Source organism: Streptomyces yunnanensis (genome assembly GCF_029011865.1).
Lineage (GTDB): Bacteria > Actinomycetota > Actinomycetes > Streptomycetales > Streptomycetaceae > Streptomyces > Streptomyces yunnanensis.
Map to the genome: position 1 here is coordinate 3,760,235 of NZ_CP095749.1, position 17,922 is coordinate 3,778,156.

The 17,922-nt window shown below is 72.3% G+C and carries 14 protein-coding genes; 7 read left to right on the forward strand and 7 right to left on the reverse strand.

All coding sequences use genetic code 11. From position 1 onward, the window contains the following. Positions 1–7 precede the first annotated feature (7 nt). Both MOV08_RS16270 and MOV08_RS16275 read right to left on the reverse strand, forming a co-directional pair. Positions 8–775, reverse strand: coding sequence for an IclR family transcriptional regulator (locus MOV08_RS16270; protein WP_073443704.1), 768 nt, complete (start codon positions 773–775; stop codon positions 8–10). Then, the gene (locus tag MOV08_RS16275; RefSeq protein ID WP_275307854.1) at positions 772–1,974 is read right to left on the reverse strand and encodes a sugar kinase; all 1,203 of its coding nucleotides are present in this window, start codon (positions 1,972–1,974) and stop codon (positions 772–774) included. Before MOV08_RS16275 ends, MOV08_RS16270 begins: the two co-directional genes overlap by 4 nt. 342 nt (positions 1,975–2,316) lie before the next feature. Here MOV08_RS16275 and MOV08_RS16280 point away from each other — a divergent pair, with 342 nt between their 5' ends. The 4 genes from MOV08_RS16280 (at position 2,317) to MOV08_RS16295 (ending at position 7,175) form a co-directional block, all read left to right on the forward strand. After that, on the forward strand, positions 2,317–3,606 hold the full coding sequence (locus MOV08_RS16280) for an amino acid deaminase (protein ID WP_275307855.1): 1,290 nt from the start codon (positions 2,317–2,319) through the stop codon (positions 3,604–3,606). Positions 3,607–3,685: 79 nt separating this feature from the next. Beyond that, positions 3,686–5,311 carry an N-acyl-D-amino-acid deacylase family protein gene (locus MOV08_RS16285; protein ID WP_275307856.1) on the forward strand — a complete coding sequence of 542 codons (1,626 nt, stop codon included), beginning with the start codon at positions 3,686–3,688 and terminating at the stop codon, positions 5,309–5,311. A 148-nt stretch (positions 5,312–5,459) separates the two neighbouring features. Further along, positions 5,460–6,671, forward strand: coding sequence for a pyridoxal phosphate-dependent aminotransferase (locus MOV08_RS16290; protein WP_039633257.1), 1,212 nt, complete (start codon positions 5,460–5,462; stop codon positions 6,669–6,671). Between the two features lie 84 nt (positions 6,672–6,755). Beyond that, the gene (locus tag MOV08_RS16295; protein WP_039633259.1) at positions 6,756–7,175 is read left to right on the forward strand and encodes an SCO4983 family protein; all 420 of its coding nucleotides are present in this window, start codon (positions 6,756–6,758) and stop codon (positions 7,173–7,175) included. Positions 7,176–7,276: 101 nt separating this feature from the next. Here the strand turns inward: MOV08_RS16295 and MOV08_RS16300 are convergent, their stop codons facing one another. Continuing rightward, a complete protein-coding gene (locus tag MOV08_RS16300) occupies positions 7,277–9,112 on the reverse strand; it encodes a phosphoenolpyruvate carboxykinase (GTP) (protein WP_275307857.1) in 1,836 nt (611 codons plus the stop codon). A 238-nt stretch (positions 9,113–9,350) separates the two neighbouring features. Here MOV08_RS16300 and trhA point away from each other — a divergent pair, with 238 nt between their 5' ends. Together trhA and MOV08_RS16310 are read left to right on the forward strand one after the other, a co-directional pair. Continuing rightward, positions 9,351–10,088, forward strand: a complete 738-nt coding sequence (trhA, locus tag MOV08_RS16305) for a PAQR family membrane homeostasis protein TrhA (RefSeq protein ID WP_039633262.1) — start codon at positions 9,351–9,353, stop codon at positions 10,086–10,088. Between the two features lie 355 nt (positions 10,089–10,443). Further along, complete coding sequence (locus tag MOV08_RS16310) at positions 10,444–11,070, forward strand: TetR/AcrR family transcriptional regulator (protein WP_275307858.1); 627 nt, start codon at positions 10,444–10,446, stop codon at positions 11,068–11,070. On the opposite strand, the gene MOV08_RS44175 is transcribed toward MOV08_RS16310, so the two are convergent. The 4 genes from MOV08_RS44175 to MOV08_RS16330 all read right to left on the reverse strand — a co-directional run bounded on the left by MOV08_RS44175 (position 11,001) and on the right by MOV08_RS16330 (position 16,114). Then, the gene (locus tag MOV08_RS44175) at positions 11,001–11,297 is read right to left on the reverse strand and encodes a hypothetical protein (protein WP_420834295.1); all 297 of its coding nucleotides are present in this window, start codon (positions 11,295–11,297) and stop codon (positions 11,001–11,003) included. The two genes, MOV08_RS16310 and MOV08_RS44175, sit on opposite strands and share 70 nt — an antisense overlap. Positions 11,298–11,407: 110 nt before the next feature. Next, positions 11,408–12,775, reverse strand: coding sequence for an amidase (locus MOV08_RS16320; RefSeq protein ID WP_275307859.1), 1,368 nt, complete (start codon positions 12,773–12,775; stop codon positions 11,408–11,410). A gap of 115 nt (positions 12,776–12,890) precedes the next feature. Further along, positions 12,891–13,895 carry an MDR family NADP-dependent oxidoreductase gene (locus tag MOV08_RS16325; protein WP_275307860.1) on the reverse strand — a complete coding sequence of 335 codons (1,005 nt, stop codon included), beginning with the start codon at positions 13,893–13,895 and terminating at the stop codon, positions 12,891–12,893. A 149-nt stretch (positions 13,896–14,044) separates the two neighbouring features. Continuing rightward, positions 14,045–16,114, reverse strand: coding sequence for a thioredoxin domain-containing protein (locus MOV08_RS16330; RefSeq protein ID WP_275307861.1), 2,070 nt, complete (start codon positions 16,112–16,114; stop codon positions 14,045–14,047). Positions 16,115–16,587: 473 nt separating this feature from the next. Between MOV08_RS16330 and MOV08_RS16335 the strand changes: the two genes are divergently transcribed. Further along, the gene (locus MOV08_RS16335) at positions 16,588–17,124 is read left to right on the forward strand and encodes a Uma2 family endonuclease (protein ID WP_275307862.1); all 537 of its coding nucleotides are present in this window, start codon (positions 16,588–16,590) and stop codon (positions 17,122–17,124) included. Positions 17,125–17,922 lie beyond the last annotated feature (798 nt).

Here is a 17,922-nt window from a genome sequence, read left to right on the forward strand (position 1 = left end):
ACGTGCTTCACGGGGCCGGCTTGTGGCCGGGGCTTGTGGTGCCGGAGTACTCCCGGCTGATGGCGTCGGCGGTGCGGCGCACCAGCGGGAGCAGGCCGAGGAGTTCCTCCGCGCTGACGACGACGTTCGGTGCGGAGACCGACATGGCGGCCGCGACCCGTCCGTCCGCGCCCCGGATGGGGGCGCCGATGCAGTTGATGGACTCCTCGTGGCCACCGAGGTCGGTGGCCCAGCCCTGTTCGCGCACCTTGGCCAGTTCGGCCAGGAAGGCCGCGGCGTCGGGCGTCGAACGGGACGTGTAGCGGGGGTAGTCGAGCTTCGCGGCGAGGGCGCGGCGCTCGGGCTCGGGCAGATCGGCCAGGAGCAGCTTGGCGACCGCGGCGACGGTGATCGCCACCGGCTTGCCGATCCGGGAGTACATCCGGACCGGGTAGCGGCTGTCGACCTTGTCGATGTAGAGGACCTCGTTCTCCTCGTAGACCGCGAGGTGGACGGTGTGGCCGCACGTCTCGTTGAGTTCGACGAGGTGGGGGTGGGCGATCTCGCGGACGTCGAGGTTCTCCACGGCCTCCTGGGCCAGGGCGATGAGCCGGGCGCCGAGGCGGTAGCGCTGGTCGGGCTGGCGGTAGACGAGGCCGTGCTCGTGGAGGGTGCGCAGCAGGCGCAGCGCGGTGGACTTGTGGACGCCGAGCCGGTCGGCGACCTGCCCGAGGTCGGCGGGTCCCTCGGCGAGCAGCGGCAGGATGCTCAGCGCACGGTCGACGGTCTGGCTCATGTCCGTGCCTCGCTTCGCTCGACCCCGCCGGCGCCGGGGGCGTGCCTCTCGTCGGTCGTCCCGCTGCGCTCGTCCACTGCGTGTCCCTCCTGGTCCGCGGCCTCCATGGCGTCCGTCCAACCGGGGCCGAGGTGCAGTGTCCCCCAGGCGCCGTCGTCGAGCGCGGCCAATCGGTCGGCCAGGGCCCGGACGGGGGGCGCGGCGAGGTCGCCGGGGACGGTGAGGGCGGCGGCGGCCCACAGGTGGCCGTGCCGGACCCGGGTGGGCAGCGGCAGTCCGCGCAGGGCGGCGGAGAGGAAGCCGGCGGCGAAGGCGTCGCCGGCGCCGACCGCGGCGACCACGTCGACAGTGGGGGCGGGGACGAGGGTGCCGGCGGGGGCCTCGTCGCGGTCGGCGGCGCCGGGGGCGCGGCGGAAGACCAGCGCCCCGGCCGCGCCGAGCTTGACGACCAGGGTCTCCGGCTCGGGCAGCGCCGCGCGGACCGCCCGGGGGTCGGGCAGGCCCCAGGCGGCCTGGGCCTCGTCGGCGCCGACGAACACCACGTCGGCGGTGCGGGCCAGGTCGAGGAGGACCCGCGGGCCCTGCGTGCCGGACCACAGGTGCGGCCGGTAGTTGACGTCGAAGGAGATCAGCGGGCGGGTGGCGCCGGCCGGCGGGTCGCCGTGGGCGTGCGGCGCGCGGGCCATCACGGCGCGCAGCAGGCCGAGGCAGTCCGCGGAGAGCGCGGCGGTGATCCCGGAGAGGTGGAGCACCCGGCCGGAGCGGACGGCGGTCAGGTCCACGGTGGCGGGGGCCATCGCGGAGGCGGCCGAGCCGGCGCGGTAGTAGGCGACCTCGTGGGCGGCGGTGGCGCGGTCGCCGGCGGTGCGGAAGTAGATGCCGGTGGGGCGGAGGGGGTCGCGCCGGACCGCGCGGGTGTCCACGCCGTACCCGGCGATCTCGCGGACGAGGTGGTCGCCGAAGCCGTCCGCGCCGACCCGGGAGATCCAGCGGGTGGGGTGGCCGGCCCGGGCGAGGGCGCAGGCGACGTTGGACTCCGCGCCGCCGATGGCGCGCTCGAAGGCGGGGACGTCGGCGAGCGGCCCGGGGGCGGTGGGCAGGAAGGTGACCATGGACTCGCCGAGGCAGACGACATCGACGTCCGGGGCGGCGCCGGCCGCCGGGACGGGGGTGTCGTTGACGTTCGAGGACCTGGTCACGATCGGTTGCGCTCCTTCGCTGTGCCGCCGACGCTGCGGGTTTTCCCCGCTCGACGCGCTCGGGGAGGGTTCGCCTTACCGCGGGGTGCGGCGGGCCGGCTCCCGGCCGGTCCGGCACCGGCTCCCGGTCCGGAGGTCCCTCCGGTCTTCGGCCCGGTTCCGGTGCCGGCCTCCGGCGGCCGGTTTTCCGTGCGGTTTTCCGTCCGCCCGCGGCGCGTTTCGTCCTGCCTCGCCCCGGGTTTTCTCACCATTGACCGGGCGATGGCTCGGATGTTAGACAGCTGTCAGCGATATGCGCAACGGGTGTTGCAGAGGGTGCAACACGGTCTTTGAGGAGGCTCCATGGCCGGCGAGCGGCTCGCGCAGGAACTCACCGACCTCGCGGACGAGAAGGTCGATCACCGCTTCAAGGCACTCCCCCCGGATGCCGCCGGACGCACCGTCGGGGAGCTGGCGGCCGAGCGCCGCAACCTCTTCACCGACGGCTTCACCACGCCCGTGCTGGCCCTCTCCGCCGCATCGGTCGAGCACAACCTCGCCCTCCTGGAGACCTACACCGCCCGGCACGGCCTGGCCTTCGCCCCGCACGGCAAGACCTCCATGGCCCCGCAGCTCTTCGCCCGCCAGCTGGCGCACGGCGCCTGGGGGATCACCGCCGCCGTCCCCCACCAGGCCCGCGTCTACCGCGACTTCGGCATCCAGCGGATCTTCCTGGCCAACGAGGTCGTCGACGCCGCCGCGCTGCACTGGCTCGCCGGCGAGCTGGCCGCCGACCCGGACTTCCGCTTCATCTGCTACGTCGACTCGGTGCGCGGCATCGAGCTGATGGACGCCGCGCTGCGCGCCGCCGAGGCCACCCGACCGGTGGACGTCGTCATCGAACTGGGCGCCGGCGAGGGGGCCCGGACCGGGGCCCGCACCGAGGCCGAGTGCCGCGAACTGGCCGACGCCATCGCGGGCGTGGACACCCTCCGCCTGGTCGGCGTCGCCGGCTACGAGGGCGAGGTGCCCGACGCGGACCAGGAGCGGGTCACCGCCTGGCTGCGCCGGCTGGTCGCGCTCGCCGCCGACCTCGACGCCTGCGGCCGCTTCGCCGACCTCGACGAGATCGTGGTCAGCGCCGGCGGCAGCGCGTGGTTCGACACCGTCGCCGAGGTCTTCGCCGACCTCCCCGAGCTCTCCGCGCCGATCCTCAAACTGCTGCGCTCGGGCGCGTACGTCTCGCACGACGACGGGCACTACCGCCACCTCACCCCCTTCAACCGGGTGCCGGACGAGGGGGCGCTGCAGCCCGCCTTCCGGCTCTGGGCGCAGGTCGTCTCCCGACCCACCCCCGAGCAGGCGTTCCTCAACGCGGGCAAGCGGGACGCGGCGTACGACCTCGATCTGCCGCGGGCCCAGACCGTCCGCTCCGGCCGGGACGGCACCCTGCGCCCGGCGGCCGGCATCACCGTCACCGGCCTGTCCGACCAGCACGCCTGGCTGCGCACCGAGCACGCCGGGGACCTGGAGGTCGGCGACTGGGTCGCCCTGGGCCTGTCGCACCCGTGCACCTCCTTCGACAAGTGGCAGTTGATCCCGCTGGTCGAGGAGGACGGAACGGTCGTCGATTTCATCCGCACGTTCTTCTGATACCCGCGGGGGCGGTCCGGCCGCCCCCGCCCGCCTCCCGAGCAGGCCCGAGAACGGCAGCGAGAAAGGCAGCCCGCCCATGGACACCGTGTTCCGCGACGTACGCGTCATCGACGGGTCCGGCGGGCCCTCCTACCGTGCCGACGTCGCCCTGGCCGACGGCCGGATAGCCGCGCTCCACCGCGCGTCGGACGCCGGCCCCCGCCCGTCCGCCACCCGCACCGTCGACGCCGCCGGCCTCGCCCTCGCCCCCGGCTTCATCGACATGCACGCGCACAGCGACCTGGCGCTGCTGCTCGACCCGGAGCACACCGCCAAGGCCGCCCAGGGCGTCACCCTCGAAGTCCTCGGCCAGGACGGTCTGTCCTACGCCCCGGTCGACGACCGCACGCTCGCCGAGGTCCGCCGGGCCATCACCGGCTGGAACGGCGACGGCGCGGACATCGACTTCTCCTGGCGCACGGTCGGCGGCTACCTCGACGCCCTCGACACCGCCCACGGCGGCCGGGGCATCGCGGTCAACACCGCCTACCTCGTCCCGCAGGGCACCGTCCGGATGTACGCCGTCGGTTGGGACGACCGCACCCCCTCCCCCGCCGAACTCGACGCGATGCGGCAACTCGTCGCCGAGGGCCTGGCGCAGGGCGCCGTCGGCATGTCCTCCGGCCTGACCTACACCCCCGGCATGTACGCCGAGAACGCCGAACTCACCGCGCTGTGCCGGGTGGTGGCCGCGTACGACGGCTACTACTGCCCGCACCACCGCAGCTACGGAGCCGGGGCGCTGGCCGCCTACGAGGAGATGGTCGAGCTCACCCGGAACGCGGGCTGCGCCCTGCACCTCGCGCACGCCACGATGAACTTCGGGGTGAACAAGGGAAGGGCCGCCGAGCTGCTCGCCCTGCTCGACGCGGCGCTCGCCGGCGGCGCCGACATCAGTCTCGACACCTACCCCTACACCCCGGGCTCCACCACCCTCGTCGCGATGCTGCCGAGCTGGGCCAACGAGGGCGGTCCGGAGGCGACCCTGGCCCGCCTCAGGGACGCGGGGACCGCCGAGCGGATCCGCCACCACGTCGAGGAGGTCGGCTCGGACGGCTGTCACGGGGTACCGATCGAGTGGGACACCGTCGAGGTCTCCGGGGTGAGCGACCCCGGGCTCGGCTCGTACGTCGGCCGGACCGTCGCCCGGTCCGCGGCGCTGCGCGGCGAGGCCCCCTGGGTCACCGCCCGTCGCCTGCTGATCGACGACCGCCTCGGCTCGACGATCCTCCAGCACGTCGGCCACGAGGAGAACGTCCGCGCCATCATGCGGCACCCCGTCCACACGGGCGGCAGCGACGGCATCCTTCAGGGCACCAAGCCGCACCCGCGGGCGTACGGGACGTTTCCGCACTACCTCGGCCACTACGCCCGCGACCTCGGTGTCCTCTCCCTGGAGGAGACCGTCGCCCACCTGACCTCCCGCCCCGCCGCCCGGCTGCGGCTGCCCGACCGCGGCCTGGTCCGCGAGGGGTACCGCGCCGACCTGGTCCTCTTCGATCCGGAGACGGTCGCCGCGGGCTCCACCTTCGACGCCCCGCGGGCCCTGCCGGTCGGCATCCCGCACGTCCTGGTCGACGGCCGCTTCGTCATCGAGGACGGCCGCCGTACAGACGTCCTGGCGGGCCGCACGATCCGGCGCACGCCGGGCCGGCGCCGCTGACCGCGCCGGCGCGGGCCGCCGGCCGACCCCCGCCACGAAATCAGCACCCACCCCACCGGTCACGTCAGGTAACGGAAACCGCACGCTCCGCCACATCGTGGCGAAAACCACCCGGCACGCACCGCTACGCGCCCGTAGAGTGGCCGTCATGCAGGTGATCCAGTCAACGAAGCTCGCCAACGTCTGCTACGAAATCCGCGGCCCGGTCCTCGAAGAGGCCATGCGGCTGGAGGCGGCGGGTCACCGCATCCTCAAGCTGAACACCGGGAACCCGGCGGCCTTCGGATTCGAGTGCCCGCCGGAGATCCTGGAGGACATCGTCCGCTCGGTCGGCACCGCGCACGGCTACGGCGACGCCAAGGGCCTGCTCTCGGCCCGCCGCGCGGTGGTGCAGCACTACGAGACCCAGGGCATCGAGCTCTCCGTCGACGACGTCTACCTCGGCAACGGCGTCTCCGAGCTGATCCAGATGTCCATGCAGGCACTGCTGGACGACGGCGACGAGGTGCTGGTCCCGGCGCCGGACTACCCGCTGTGGACGGCCTCGGTCTCGCTCTCCGGCGGCACCGCCGTCCACTACCGCTGCGACGAGCAGGCCGACTGGATGCCGGACCTGGCCGACATCGAGCGCAAGGTCACCGACCGCACCAAGGCCATCGTCGTCATCAACCCCAACAACCCCACCGGCGCGGTCTACGACGACGAACTGCTGCGCGGGATCGCCGAGATCGCCCGCCGGCACAACCTGATCGTCTGCGCCGACGAGATCTACGACAAGATCCTCTACGACGGCGTCACCCACACCCCGTTCGCCTCGCTCGCCCCGGACCTGCTGACACTGACCTTCAACGGCCTGTCCAAGTCATACCGGGTCGCCGGCTACCGCAGCGGCTGGCTGGCGGTCTGCGGCCCGAAGGCGCACGCCTCCTCCTACATCGAGGGGCTGACGATCCTGGCGAACATGCGGCTGTGCGCCAACATGCCGGTGCAGCACGCGGTCGCCACCGCCCTCGGCGGCCGACAGTCGATCAACGACCTGGTGCTGCCCGGCGGCCGACTCCTGGAGCAGCGGGACACCGCCTACGAGCTGCTCACGCAGATACCGGGCGTCAGCTGCGTCAAGCCGAAGGGCGCGCTCTACGCCTTCCCCCGGCTGGATCCCGCGGTGTACAAGGTCAAGGACGACCGGCGGATGGTGCTGGACCTGCTGCGCGCCGAGAAGATCATGATCGTCCACGGCACCGGCTTCAACTGGCCCGAGCCGGACCACTTCCGCCTGGTGACGCTGCCGAACAAGGACGATCTGGCGGACGCCGTCACCCGAATTGGCGCCTTCCTCGACGGTTACGGACAGTACTGAGGCGCAGCAAATTCTGTACGGACCATAACTTTAGACAGAGTCTAAGCTAGGATGGCCTCCTAGACGTTTTCAGGAGGCCGTCCCATGTACGAACCGATCCGCACCAAGTCGGTCCACACCATGGCCGTCGCCCCGGGGATCCCGCACCGCTCCCGTGAGGAGGAGCTGGACATCCGGCTCGCCGGACAGCTGACCGCCCTGCTCACCGTCACCGACGAGCTGCACGCCCTGACCGAGTGCGGCGCCGAGCGCGCCGCCCTGGCCTCGGCGGCCGACCGCATCGCCGTCGAGGTCGCCCGGCTGAGCGGCCACTATCCGCTGCGCGCCGAGCCCACCGACGGCGGCGACCGGAGCCGGGTACCGGCCCTCCGGCAGCGCGCCCACACCCTCGCCGGGAACGCCCTGGCCGTCGCCACGTCCCGGAACGACGCCGGCGCCGTCGCCCTGGCCGAGGAGCGGCTGGCCGCCCACGACGCGAGCAGCCCGGACCTCGCCACCGCCTGACCGTCCGCGCACGCGTCGGGGCCCCGCGCATCGCGCACGGGGCCCCGGACGGGTGAGGTACGCGCCGGGCGGTGCGCATCGCGCCGCCCGGCGAACAGGCACTAGCCGAGCCGCTGCACCAGCGCGCGGTACTCGTCCCACAGCTCCTTCGGCGTGTGGTCGCCGAAGGTGTTCAGGTGCTCGGGGACCAGCGCGGCCTCCTCGCGCCAGACCTCCTTGTCGACGGTGAGCAGGAAGTCCAGGTCCTTGTCGGAGAGTTCGAGGCCCTCGGTGTCCAGCGCGTCCTTGGTGGGCAGCACGCCGATCGGGGTCTCGACGCCCCCGGCCGTGCCCGCCAGCCGCTCGACGATCCACTTGAGCACCCGGCTGTTCTCACCGAAGCCCGGCCACACGAAGCGACCCTCGTCGTCCTTGCGGAACCAGTTGACGTAGTAGATCTTCGGCAGCTTGGCCTGGTCCTTGTCGGCCCCCACCTTGATCCAGTGCGCCATGTAGTCGCCCATGTTGTAGCCGCAGAACGGCAGCATGGCGAACGGGTCGCGGCGCAGCTCGCCGACCTTGCCCTCGGCCGCGGCGGTCTTCTCCGAGGCCACGTTGGCGCCGAGGAAGACACCGTGCTGCCAGCTCAGCGACTCGGTCACCAGCGGCACCGCGCTGGCCCGGCGACCGCCGAAGAGGATGGCCGAGATCGGCACTCCCTTGGGGTCCTCCCACTCGGGCGCGATGGTCGGGCACTGGGCGGCGGGCACGGTGAAGCGGGCGTTGGGGTGCGCGGCCGGACGGTATCCGCTTTCCTCTTGGGCGGCATCGGGCGTCCAGTCGTTGCCCTTCCAGTCCGTGAGGTGCTTCGGGGTCTCCTCCGTCATGCCCTCCCACCACACGTCGCCGTCGTCGGTCAGGGCGACGTTGGTGAAGACGGAGTTGCCCCAGAGGGTCTTCATGGCGTTGGCGTTGGTGTGCTCGCCGGTGCCGGGCGCGACGCCGAAGAAACCGGCCTCGGGGTTGATCGCGTAGAGCCGGCCGTCCTGGCCGAACCGCATCCAGGCGATGTCGTCGCCGATGGTCTCGACCGTCCAGCCCGGGATGGTCGGCTCCAGCATGGCGAGGTTGGTCTTCCCGCAGGCGCTCGGGAACGCCGCGGCGACGTACTTGGCCTCGCCCTGCGGCGGGGTCAGCTTGAGCACGAGCATGTGCTCGGCCAGCCAGCCCTCGTCACGGGCCATGACGGAGGCGATCCGCAGCGCGTAGCACTTCTTGCCGAGCAGGGCGTTGCCGCCGTAGCCGGAGCCGTAGGACCAGATCTCCCGGGACTCGGGGAAGTGCGAGATGTACTTGGTGGAGTTGCACGGCCACGGCACGTCCTGCTCGCCCTCGGCGAGCGGGGCGCCGAGGGTGTGCACGGCCTTGACGAAGAAGCCGTCCTCACCGAGCTCGTCGAGGACCGCCTGGCCCATCCGCGTCATGGTGCGCATCGACACGGCGACGTACGCGGAGTCGGTGATCTCCACCCCGATGGCGGAGAGCGGGGAGCCGACCGGCCCCATGCAGAACGGGACGACGTACATCGTCCGGCCCTTCATCGCGCCGCGGAAGACGCCCTGCTCCCCCACGAAGATCTCCCGCATCTCGGCGGGCGCCTTCCAGTGGTTGGTGGGGCCGGCGTCCTCTTCCTTCTCCGAGCAGATGAAGGTGCGGTCCTCGACACGCGCCACGTCCGTCGGGTCGGAGGCGGCGTAGTACGAGTTGGGGCGCTTGATCGGGTCGAGCTTCTTGAAGGTGCCCTTCTCGACGAGCTCTTCGCACAGCCGCTCGTACTCCGCTTCCGAGCCGTCGCACCAGACGACCCGGTCGGGCTGGGTGATCGCCGCTATCTCGCCGACCCAGTCGCGCAGGGCCTGGTGCCGGGTCGGGGTGGGAGCCGCGTTGTCGCGCGCCACGATCGCTCCTAGATGAGGGGTTTGGTCGACTTCCTGCACACAAGACAAGAAGACCGCTTCTTTTACTTATCTGCCCCTTGGGGGCTGCGACCCGGATGCTTCGTGACCGCTCATCCGGTGCCGACCGCACTCATTTGATCATCCGACCCTGATTCGGTTCTGTCCAGGGGGCGCCGTGGTGACCGTCACCACTTCCGGACGAATCCGTAACTTACGGTTGCGTAGGTAGCATTGCGCCATGACTTCCGCGCCCGACGCCGCCGAAAGCCGCCCCCCTGTCGCGCCGTCCGGGACCGATACCGGGTCCCCCGTCGCCACGGCGGTCGCCGCCGCGACGGCGCCGCTCAAGCCGAAGCTGCGCGGCTGGCTGCATGCCGGGATGTTCCCGGCCGTCCTGCTCTCCGGCATCGTGCTGACGGCGCTCGCCGACAGCCCCCGCGGCCGACTGGCCTGCGCGATCTACACCATCAGCGCCTGCCTGCTGTTCGGCGTCAGCGCCCTGTACCACCGCGGCAATTGGAGCCCGCGGATCGACGGAGTGCTGCGCCGACTCGACCACGCCAACATCTTCCTGATCATCGCCGGCACCTATACGCCGCTGACGCTGCTCCTGGTGACAGGCACCCGGGGGCAGGTGCTGCTCTGGGCGGTCTGGGCCGCCGCACTGGCCGGCATCGCCTTCCGGGTCTTCTGGGTCGGCGCCCCTCGCTGGCTGTACACCCCCTGCTACATCGCGATGGGCTGGGCCGCCGTCTTCTTCCTGCCCGACTTCCTGCGCACCGGCGGCATCGCCGTCCTCGTCCTCGTCATCGTCGGCGGGCTGCTCTACAGCGCGGGCGGCGTGATCTACGGCATCAAGCGCCCCAACCCCTCACCGCGGTGGTTCGGCTTCCATGAGGTCTTCCACTCCTTCACCCTTGCGGCCTTCGTCGTGCACTACGTCGGCATCTCGCTCGTCGCGTATACGCATTCCTGAGGCGGGCCGGAGCCGCGCGACCGGCCCCACGGGTCTCCGGTCCGCCCTCCCGGCCGCCGCCCCGCGGCCTCTCGGCCGCGGCCGAGAGGCCGCGGCCACGTGCCACGTCAGGGCCGCCAGCCCGGCCAGCACCAGGGCCGTCACCAGCAGGCCGCCACCCAGCAGGAAGCCACCGACGCACAGCGCGGCGGCGAACGCGGTGTACACATGCATCACGGGTCGCACCACGAACCTCCTTTCGAATGTCACCGTCGGTAATCATTCCCCTGTCGTAGCGTGACACACCCCACTGACAGTCAGAGCTCTGTCAATGCACCGCACATCCGCCACACGGCGGATGGGGACAATGGGCCGCATGGTCCCCGCACACACCCCCGCCGCAGCGCGGCCCGGCACACCGAAACCCGGGCTGCGCGAGCGGAAGAAGATCCAGACCCGGCAGGCGATCCGCCGCGCCGCCTTCCGGCTCTTCGCGGAGCGGGGCTACGACGCGACCCCGGTCGACCGGATCGCCCAGGCGGCGGAGGTCTCCCCCAGCACGGTCTTCCGCTACTTCCCGACCAAGGAGGACATCGTGCTCACCGGCGAGTACGACGCCCTGCTGGAGTGCGGAATCCGGGCCCGCCCGCCCGGCGAGCCGATAGCCGAGACGCTGCGGCACGTCACCGTCGGGATCATGCACGACATCAGCGCGGCCGACCGCGACGAACTCCTCCAGCGAATCCGGCTGATCCGGGACGTGCCCGCGGTCCGCGGCCGCACCGCCGAACTCACCGCCCGCCACATCGACGTCATCAGCGCCGCACTGGCCGAGCGCACCGGCCGCCCGGCGGACGACCTGGGGATCCGCGTCATCAGCGCGGCGGCCCTGGCCGCCCTCCAGGAGGCACTGCTGCGCTGGGCCGAGGACTGTCAGGCGGCGAGCCCGGAGGCGCTGATCAACCGGTCGATGGACGTCCTGGCCCGCGGGCTCACCCTCTGAGCGAGCCCTCCCCCGCCCCCGAGCCCGGCCACCCGCCGGACTCCCCCAGGCGCGCCGCCAAGCGCTCCCGCAACCGGGACAACCGCGCGATATGGCCGTCCAGTTCGGCCAGCCGGCGCCGGGCCACCACCTCGGCGGCCGCACAGCGCTCCGCGCCCGGCCCGCAGCCGGCGGACGTCCTCCGCGTCGTACTCCCGATGGCCCGACGGCGTCCTCCGGCCCGTCACCAGCCCCTGCTGCTCGTAGTAGCGCAAGCCCGCGGCGTCAGTCCGGCCACTACCGCCGCGTCCCCGATACGCATCCGCCCCGCCCTTCGTCCCCCGTGGCGCCCGCGGCGTCAGCGTTCGCTCGTCGGTGCGCCGGCGGCCCCGGCCGCTCCGTTCAGTACGCGCTCGACGCCCCTCGCCCAGGACAGCAGCGCCTCGTCCGCGCCGGACCGGCCCACCAACTGGAGCCCCAACGGCAGCCCGCCCGCGGCCCGGCCGGCGGGCAGGCTCAGCGACGGCAGCCCGGCGTTGCTCCACGGCAGGCACATGATCGAGGTACCGGTGGTGGTCAGGTCGGCCGGCGCGGGGCCGGTGGCCGCGGGGGTGATCCACAGGTCGATGCCGGCGTCCGCACCGTCGGCCGCGAGCCGTTCGCGGAAGGCGGCGCGGCGCTCCCGGGCGGCCTCGTAGGCGGCGTCCCCGATCGTCCGGCCCTCGCGGATGGCGGCCGTGGTCTGCTCCCGGTAGAGGTCGGCGTGGCGCGCGAACCACTGGGCGTGGGCGCGGGCGACCTCGTAGCGGTTCATGGTGAAGAGCTGCTCGACGATCGCCGCGAAGTCGGCCATCACGGGCACCTCGCGCACCTCGTAGCCGGCCGCCGCCAGCGCCGTGCGCTGGGCCTCGAAGGCCCTGCGCGCCTCGTCGTCGGCCCGCTCCAGATAGGGGCCGGACGGTACGCCCAGCACCGGCGGCCCCTCCGGGCGGGCCGCATCCGCGGCCCCGTCGCCGTCCGCCGGGCGCCACCCGTCGCAGAGCACCGGCGCGGCCAGCGCGATCCCCGCCACATCCGTCGCATAGCACCCGAGGGTGTCGAAACTGAGCGCGTTCGGAATGACCCCGTCGAGCGCAATGCGCCCGTAGGTCGGCTTGAAACCGACCACTCCGCAGTAGGCGGCGGGCCGGATCATCGAGCCGACCGTCTGCGTCCCGATGGCCAGCGGGACCATCCCCGCGGCGACCGCGGCCGCCGACCCGCTGCTCGACCCCCCTGGCGTGTGCGCCAGGTTGTGAGGGTTGCGGGTCGGCCCGGGGGCGGTCACCGCGAACTCCGCGGTCACGGTCTTGCCCGCGATCAGCGCCCCCGCGGCGCGCAGTCTCTCCACGACGGCCGCCTGCGGGCCGGCGAGTTCCTCGGGCGGCAGCGCCGAACCGGCCCGCGTGGGCAGCCCGTCGACGTGCACGATGTCCTTGACCCCGACCGGCACGCCGTACAGGGCGGGGCGTCCGGCGGATCCCGGCGGGCCGGCCGCGGCCAACTCCCGGGCAGCCGCCAGCAGTCGGGCGCGGCGCCCCGGCTCCGGCACGAAAGCCCGGAGGCGGGGGTCCACGGCGTCGATGCGGTCACAGGTGCGGCGCACCGCGTCGGCGGGATCGTCCGCACCGGACCGCAGCGCCGCGGCCTCCTGGACGAGAGAACGGCACCCGAGCAAGGTCGTCACCCGTGCAGGCTACCTCCGGGGCGGAAACCTTTCCGGCTCCCTTCCGGGGAACGACAGTGCCGGATGCCGCCGCGCCCGCCGCTGCGCGCTTGGCCGCCGTCCCGTATACCGGGCCTCACAACTCCACGAGTACCGAGCCCAGATGCTTCCCGGCAAGAAGTTCCTGCAGGGCCCGCGGGGCCTGCTCGATGCCGTGGAGCCGGGTGTGCGGGAAGGTGAGGGTGCCCTCGCGCAGCCCCTGGGCGAACAGTTCGTGCCACTGCGGGACGATGTCCAGGTGGTCGTAGAGGGCCACACCGCGCATCGTGATGCCGCGGGAGAGCAGCGACAGGGTGTCGATCGGCGTGGTGGTCACGGCCCCGTCGGAGAGCTGGGCGGCGAGCGCGCCCACGAGGGCGAGTCGGGCGCCGCGCCGGGCGACGGCGATCGCGGCCTGGAGCTGTTCGCCGCCCACGTTGTCGAAGAGGACGTCGATGCCCTCGGGGGCGGCCGCGCGCAGCTGCTCCTCGATGGGCCCGGCGCCGCGAATGACCACCGCGTCGAAGCCGAATTCCGTGCGGAGCCGGTCGGCCTTCTCCCGCGAGCCCGTACTGCCGATGACCCGGGAGGCGCCGCGGAGCTTGGCGATCTGGCCGGCCAGAGAGCCGACGCCGCCGGCCGCCCCGGTGACGAACACGGTGTCCCCGGGGCGCACTCCGGCGCCGCGGTCGATGCCCATCAGGGCGGTGGGCCCCTGCGAGAGGTAGCCGGCCGGGTCGGGCAGCAGTCCGGGGTCGAGGCGCTGCGCCTGCGCGGCGTCCACCAGGGCGTACTCGCGCCAGCCGAGGCGGTGCTGGACCAGGTCGCCCGGCTGAAGGTCGGTCCCCGGGGCGGCGAGCACCTCGCCGACGGCGGCCCCGTGGAGCGGCTGGCCGATCACGAAGGACGGCATGGGGACGTCGGTGACCTCGTTCATCAGGGTGCGCATCACGGCGGTGACGGACATCAGGGAGTTGCGTACGAGTACCTGGCCGTCCGCCGGTTCCGGAACGGGGACCTCCACGATCTCGAAGAGGTCGTCGGTGACCGGCCCCGTGGGGCGGGCGGTCAGGCGGACTTCGCGGTGCGTGCGGTTCGTCATGCCCCGAGGCTAAAACCTGACGCACACGTCAAGTTCAACCCGGTCGCTGGACCTAGGACCTGAGGCGGGGCAGCGGACCTGAGGCGGGGCAGCCGACCGGGTCCGGGCGGGAGGGGCCGGCCTACGGGTCGCGGCCCCTCCGCACGCCCTCAGGAGCGCAGTCGCTCCGTCAGCTCCTCCGGGTCCGTCGTGGGCCGCTCGCAGGTGAAGTGGCGGCACACGTAGGCGGCCGGTCGGCCGTCGACCAGGGGGCGCGCCATGAGCAGCGGCACCTCCGCGGCGGCGTCCTCCCCCGGGGCGCCCAGGGCCACCACCGCCCCGGGGGCGGTGCCCAGCAGCGCGGCCCGGTGCAGCGCGCGGGTGGCCGGATCGTCCGCCGGGCCGACCACCGCGACCTCGCGCGGCCCGTCCAGCGCGGCCTCGGCGACGGCCAGTCCCCAGCCGATGAAGCGCGGCGCCCGGCCGCCGAGGGCGGTGACCACGCCCAGGGCGCGCTCCGCGGCGTCCCGGTGCAGTGCGCTGCCGGTCAGCGCCGCGTACGAGAGCAGCGCGCCGGCCGCGGCGGTCCACCCGGAGGGCGTGGCGTTGTCGGTCGGGTCCTGGGGGCGGCGGATGAGCCGCTCGGCGTCGGCGGCGGTGTCGTAGAGCGTGCCGTCCGGGGCGGTGAACTGCACCAGGACGGTGTCCAGGAAGAAGCCCGCGAACTCCACCCAGACGCCCTCCCCGGTGACCGAGGCCAGCGTGAGCAGGCCCTCGGCGACGTTCGCGTAGTCCTCCAGGACACCGGCGTTGGGGCCGGCCGTGCCGTCCCGGGAAGTGCGGTGCAGCCGGGCCTGCCAGTCCATGTGGACGCGGACGAGCAGGTCCGCGGCGTCGGTGGCGGCCTGGATCAGATCGGGCCGGTCGAAGTAGGCGCCGGTCTCGGCGAGCGCGGCGATGGCCAGGCCGTTCCAGGAGGCGACGACCTTGTCGTCGCGCTCCGGGCGGGGGCGCTCCGCACGCGCCGCGAGCAGCCGCTGCTTCACCGACGCCACCCGCTCCACCTCGACCAGGCCGCCGGTGTCGGGGAGTTGCAGCACGGAGGCGCCCTCCTCGAAGGTGCCCTCCTCGGTGACGCCGAAATACGTGGCGGCGAGCTCGGCGTCCCGCTCCCCCAGTACGGCGCGCAGCTGCTCCGGCGTCCAGACGTAGTAGGCGCCCTCGGCGTGCCGGCCGGACCCGTCGTCGCTGTCGGCGTCCAGCGCGGAGGCGAAGCCGCCCTGGTCGGTGCGGAGTTCGCGGACCATGAAGTCGGCGGTCTCCAGGGCGACCCGACGGGCCAGGTCGCTGATTCCCGCAGCGGCTCCGTCGCCGGCGGTGGCGCGCCACAGGTGGGCGTAGACGCGGCACAGCAGGGCGTTGTCGTAGAGCATCTTCTCGAAGTGCGGAACGACCCATTCCCGATCGACGGAGTAGCGGGCGAACCCGCCGCCGAGCTGGTCGTAGAGCCCGCCGCGGGCCATCGCCGCGCAGGTCGCCTCGACCATCTCCAGGGCGCCCGCGGAGCCGGTCCGGGCGTGGTGGCGGAGCAGGAACTCCAGGGCCATGGACGGCGGGAACTTGGGTGCGCCGCCGAACCCGCCGTGCACCGCGTCGAATTCACGGGTCAGGCCCAACAGGGCGGCGGCCAGCTCCTCGGGGCGCGGGGGACGCTGCTCGCCCTTGGCCAGCGACTCGGCCAGCGAGCGGCCCGCGAGGTCGGCCACGATCCGGCCGGCGACCTCGCCGACCTCGTCGCGCCGGTCGGCCCAGGCGCTGCGGACCCCTTCGAGGACCTGCCGGAAGGACGGCATGCCGTGGCGCGGCTCGGGCGGGAAGTACGTACCGAAGTAGAAGGGCTCGGCGTCGGGGGTGAGGAAGACGGTCATCGGCCAGCCGCCCTGACCGGTGGCGGCCTGCACGGCCTCCATGTAGACCGCGTCGACGTCCGGGCGCTCCTCGCGATCGACCTTGACGGCCACGAAGTGCTCATTGATCAGCACGGCGAGCGCCGGGTCCGCGAAACTTTCCCGGGCCATGACATGGCACCAGTGGCACGCAGAGTAGCCAACCGAGAGCAGAACGGGCACATCGCGCCGCCGCGCTTCCTCGAAAGCCTCCGGCGTCCACGGCCACCAGTCGACGGGATTGTCGGCATGCTGAAGCAGATAAGGCGAGGTCACACCAGCCAACCGGTTCATACAGCCCAGCCTCTCACAAGGCCCAACCCCGTCCACGAGGCCCGCACCGGCCCTGCCTCGCTTGGCCGAGCCGCACTTGCGCGCCACCACGTGAGGGACGACAGCCTCCCCTCGTAGCAACTCGCTTGGTGCCAGCATTTTGTCGAGACTGTCGCTACCCGGGCTTCATGCATCCTGCCCAGCGCGCCACGTGGGTGGGATGCGCCTTAGGCAAGGCGGACACGGTGGGTTCCTGCGGTGTCGCCGAAGTCGCATTCATCGCCACGGAAACGTTTTAGAACCCCGCAAGACGCCGGCTTCGGGGACGGGGTCGCCTGCGACGGTAGCCATGGCAGGCGGAACAGGTCGATGTCGATCATCTCCTGGCACTCTTCCGAATCGGGCGCCCCGGCATCACAGGACAGTAGGCTGAGCCCAGCAGCGCTGGAACTGCCGAAGCTCCTCGAACCGCCGATGTGATGGCGCCCGCGTGGATGCATACGCAGATCAGCGCGGAGCAGTACGACTCCTGGTCCGAGGAGCAGTGTGCCGGCATCGAGGTCGTGGACGGGATGGTCGTTGCGAGCCCGAGCGCGTCAAAGCGGCACAACCGGCTGGCCCGAATCCTGGCCAATGCGCTGGACGCCGTCGCAGGCCCGGACTGGAACGCCGACACGGACTTCGACGTCCGTCCGCAGGACGTTCCACTCACCAACCGCCGTCCGGACGTCGTCGTCTATCGGGCTGAGACCATCGGCCTCACGCCCACCCGCCCCGAACACGTACTCCTGGTCGCCGAGGTCGTGTCACCCGGCTCGGAAACCACCGACCGGATCGTGAAGGTGGACCAGTACGCCAAGGCCGGCATCCCCTTCTACTGGCGGGTCGAACAGGCCGCCACCGGTGTCCCCCTCGTCTACACCTACGTTCTCGACCCCGCCGCCAATGCCTACAGGGACGGCGAGATCTTCACCGGCGTGATCAAGGCTGCCGCACCCTTCTCCGTCACTGTCGACCTGGGAGCCGTCTGACAGCGCTGGAAGATTCCGACCCTGCGCTCTCCTTCAGCTCACCTGCACTGATGGGGCATGTCATGTCCAGCGCGACGGCAGATGCAGCCACCACACCAGGGCTGTTGGTATCCACGCGAGGGTGGCCGCTGACTGGCAGCTCCCAGGAACCCCAAGGGTCAAGCAAGATCGCTCTGCCCGACAGGCCGGCGCCACCACTCCGTGGATGTGAAGCACCCCATGAGCCAGTGCGCTTCCGCGCTGTTGAGGATGGCACGGCCGATCATCGGGAGAGGGTGGAAGCGAAGCATTCCCTCCTGAACGCGCACGGGATCCCAGTCGAGGTCATGATGAAGGGTGCCTGGCAGCCTCCGGTGTCTGGCGATCCCCGATGACTGGCGAAGCCCCAAGAGGGTTGGCGGGCACCGGTGTCTGGCGATCCTCGGTATGACTGGCGTCGGCGGGCCGGGGGCAGGGCGCCGCGGCGGCGTGGGTGGTCGGCGAGGGCGGCGCAGGGGGATCGACGTCGAACAGTGCTGACTGGGGCGGCCAGACATTGAGTCGATCTTCCCTTTCGGATACCGCCCGTTGTACACCGAATTCGTTTACAGTGATCTTGCTGTACAGCGCACCGACAACGGTCCGACGGCCGTGGTGACCGTACGCAACACCGGCGACCGCGCGGGCGAGGGGACCGTGCACGCATATCCCGGCGTCAGCACTGACGCCACCATGCCGCAGGTGAAGAAGTAGCTCGCCGGCTGTGCGAAGTCGGCCTTCAAGTCCGGTGAGAGCACACCGGCCGCGGTCACGATCCAT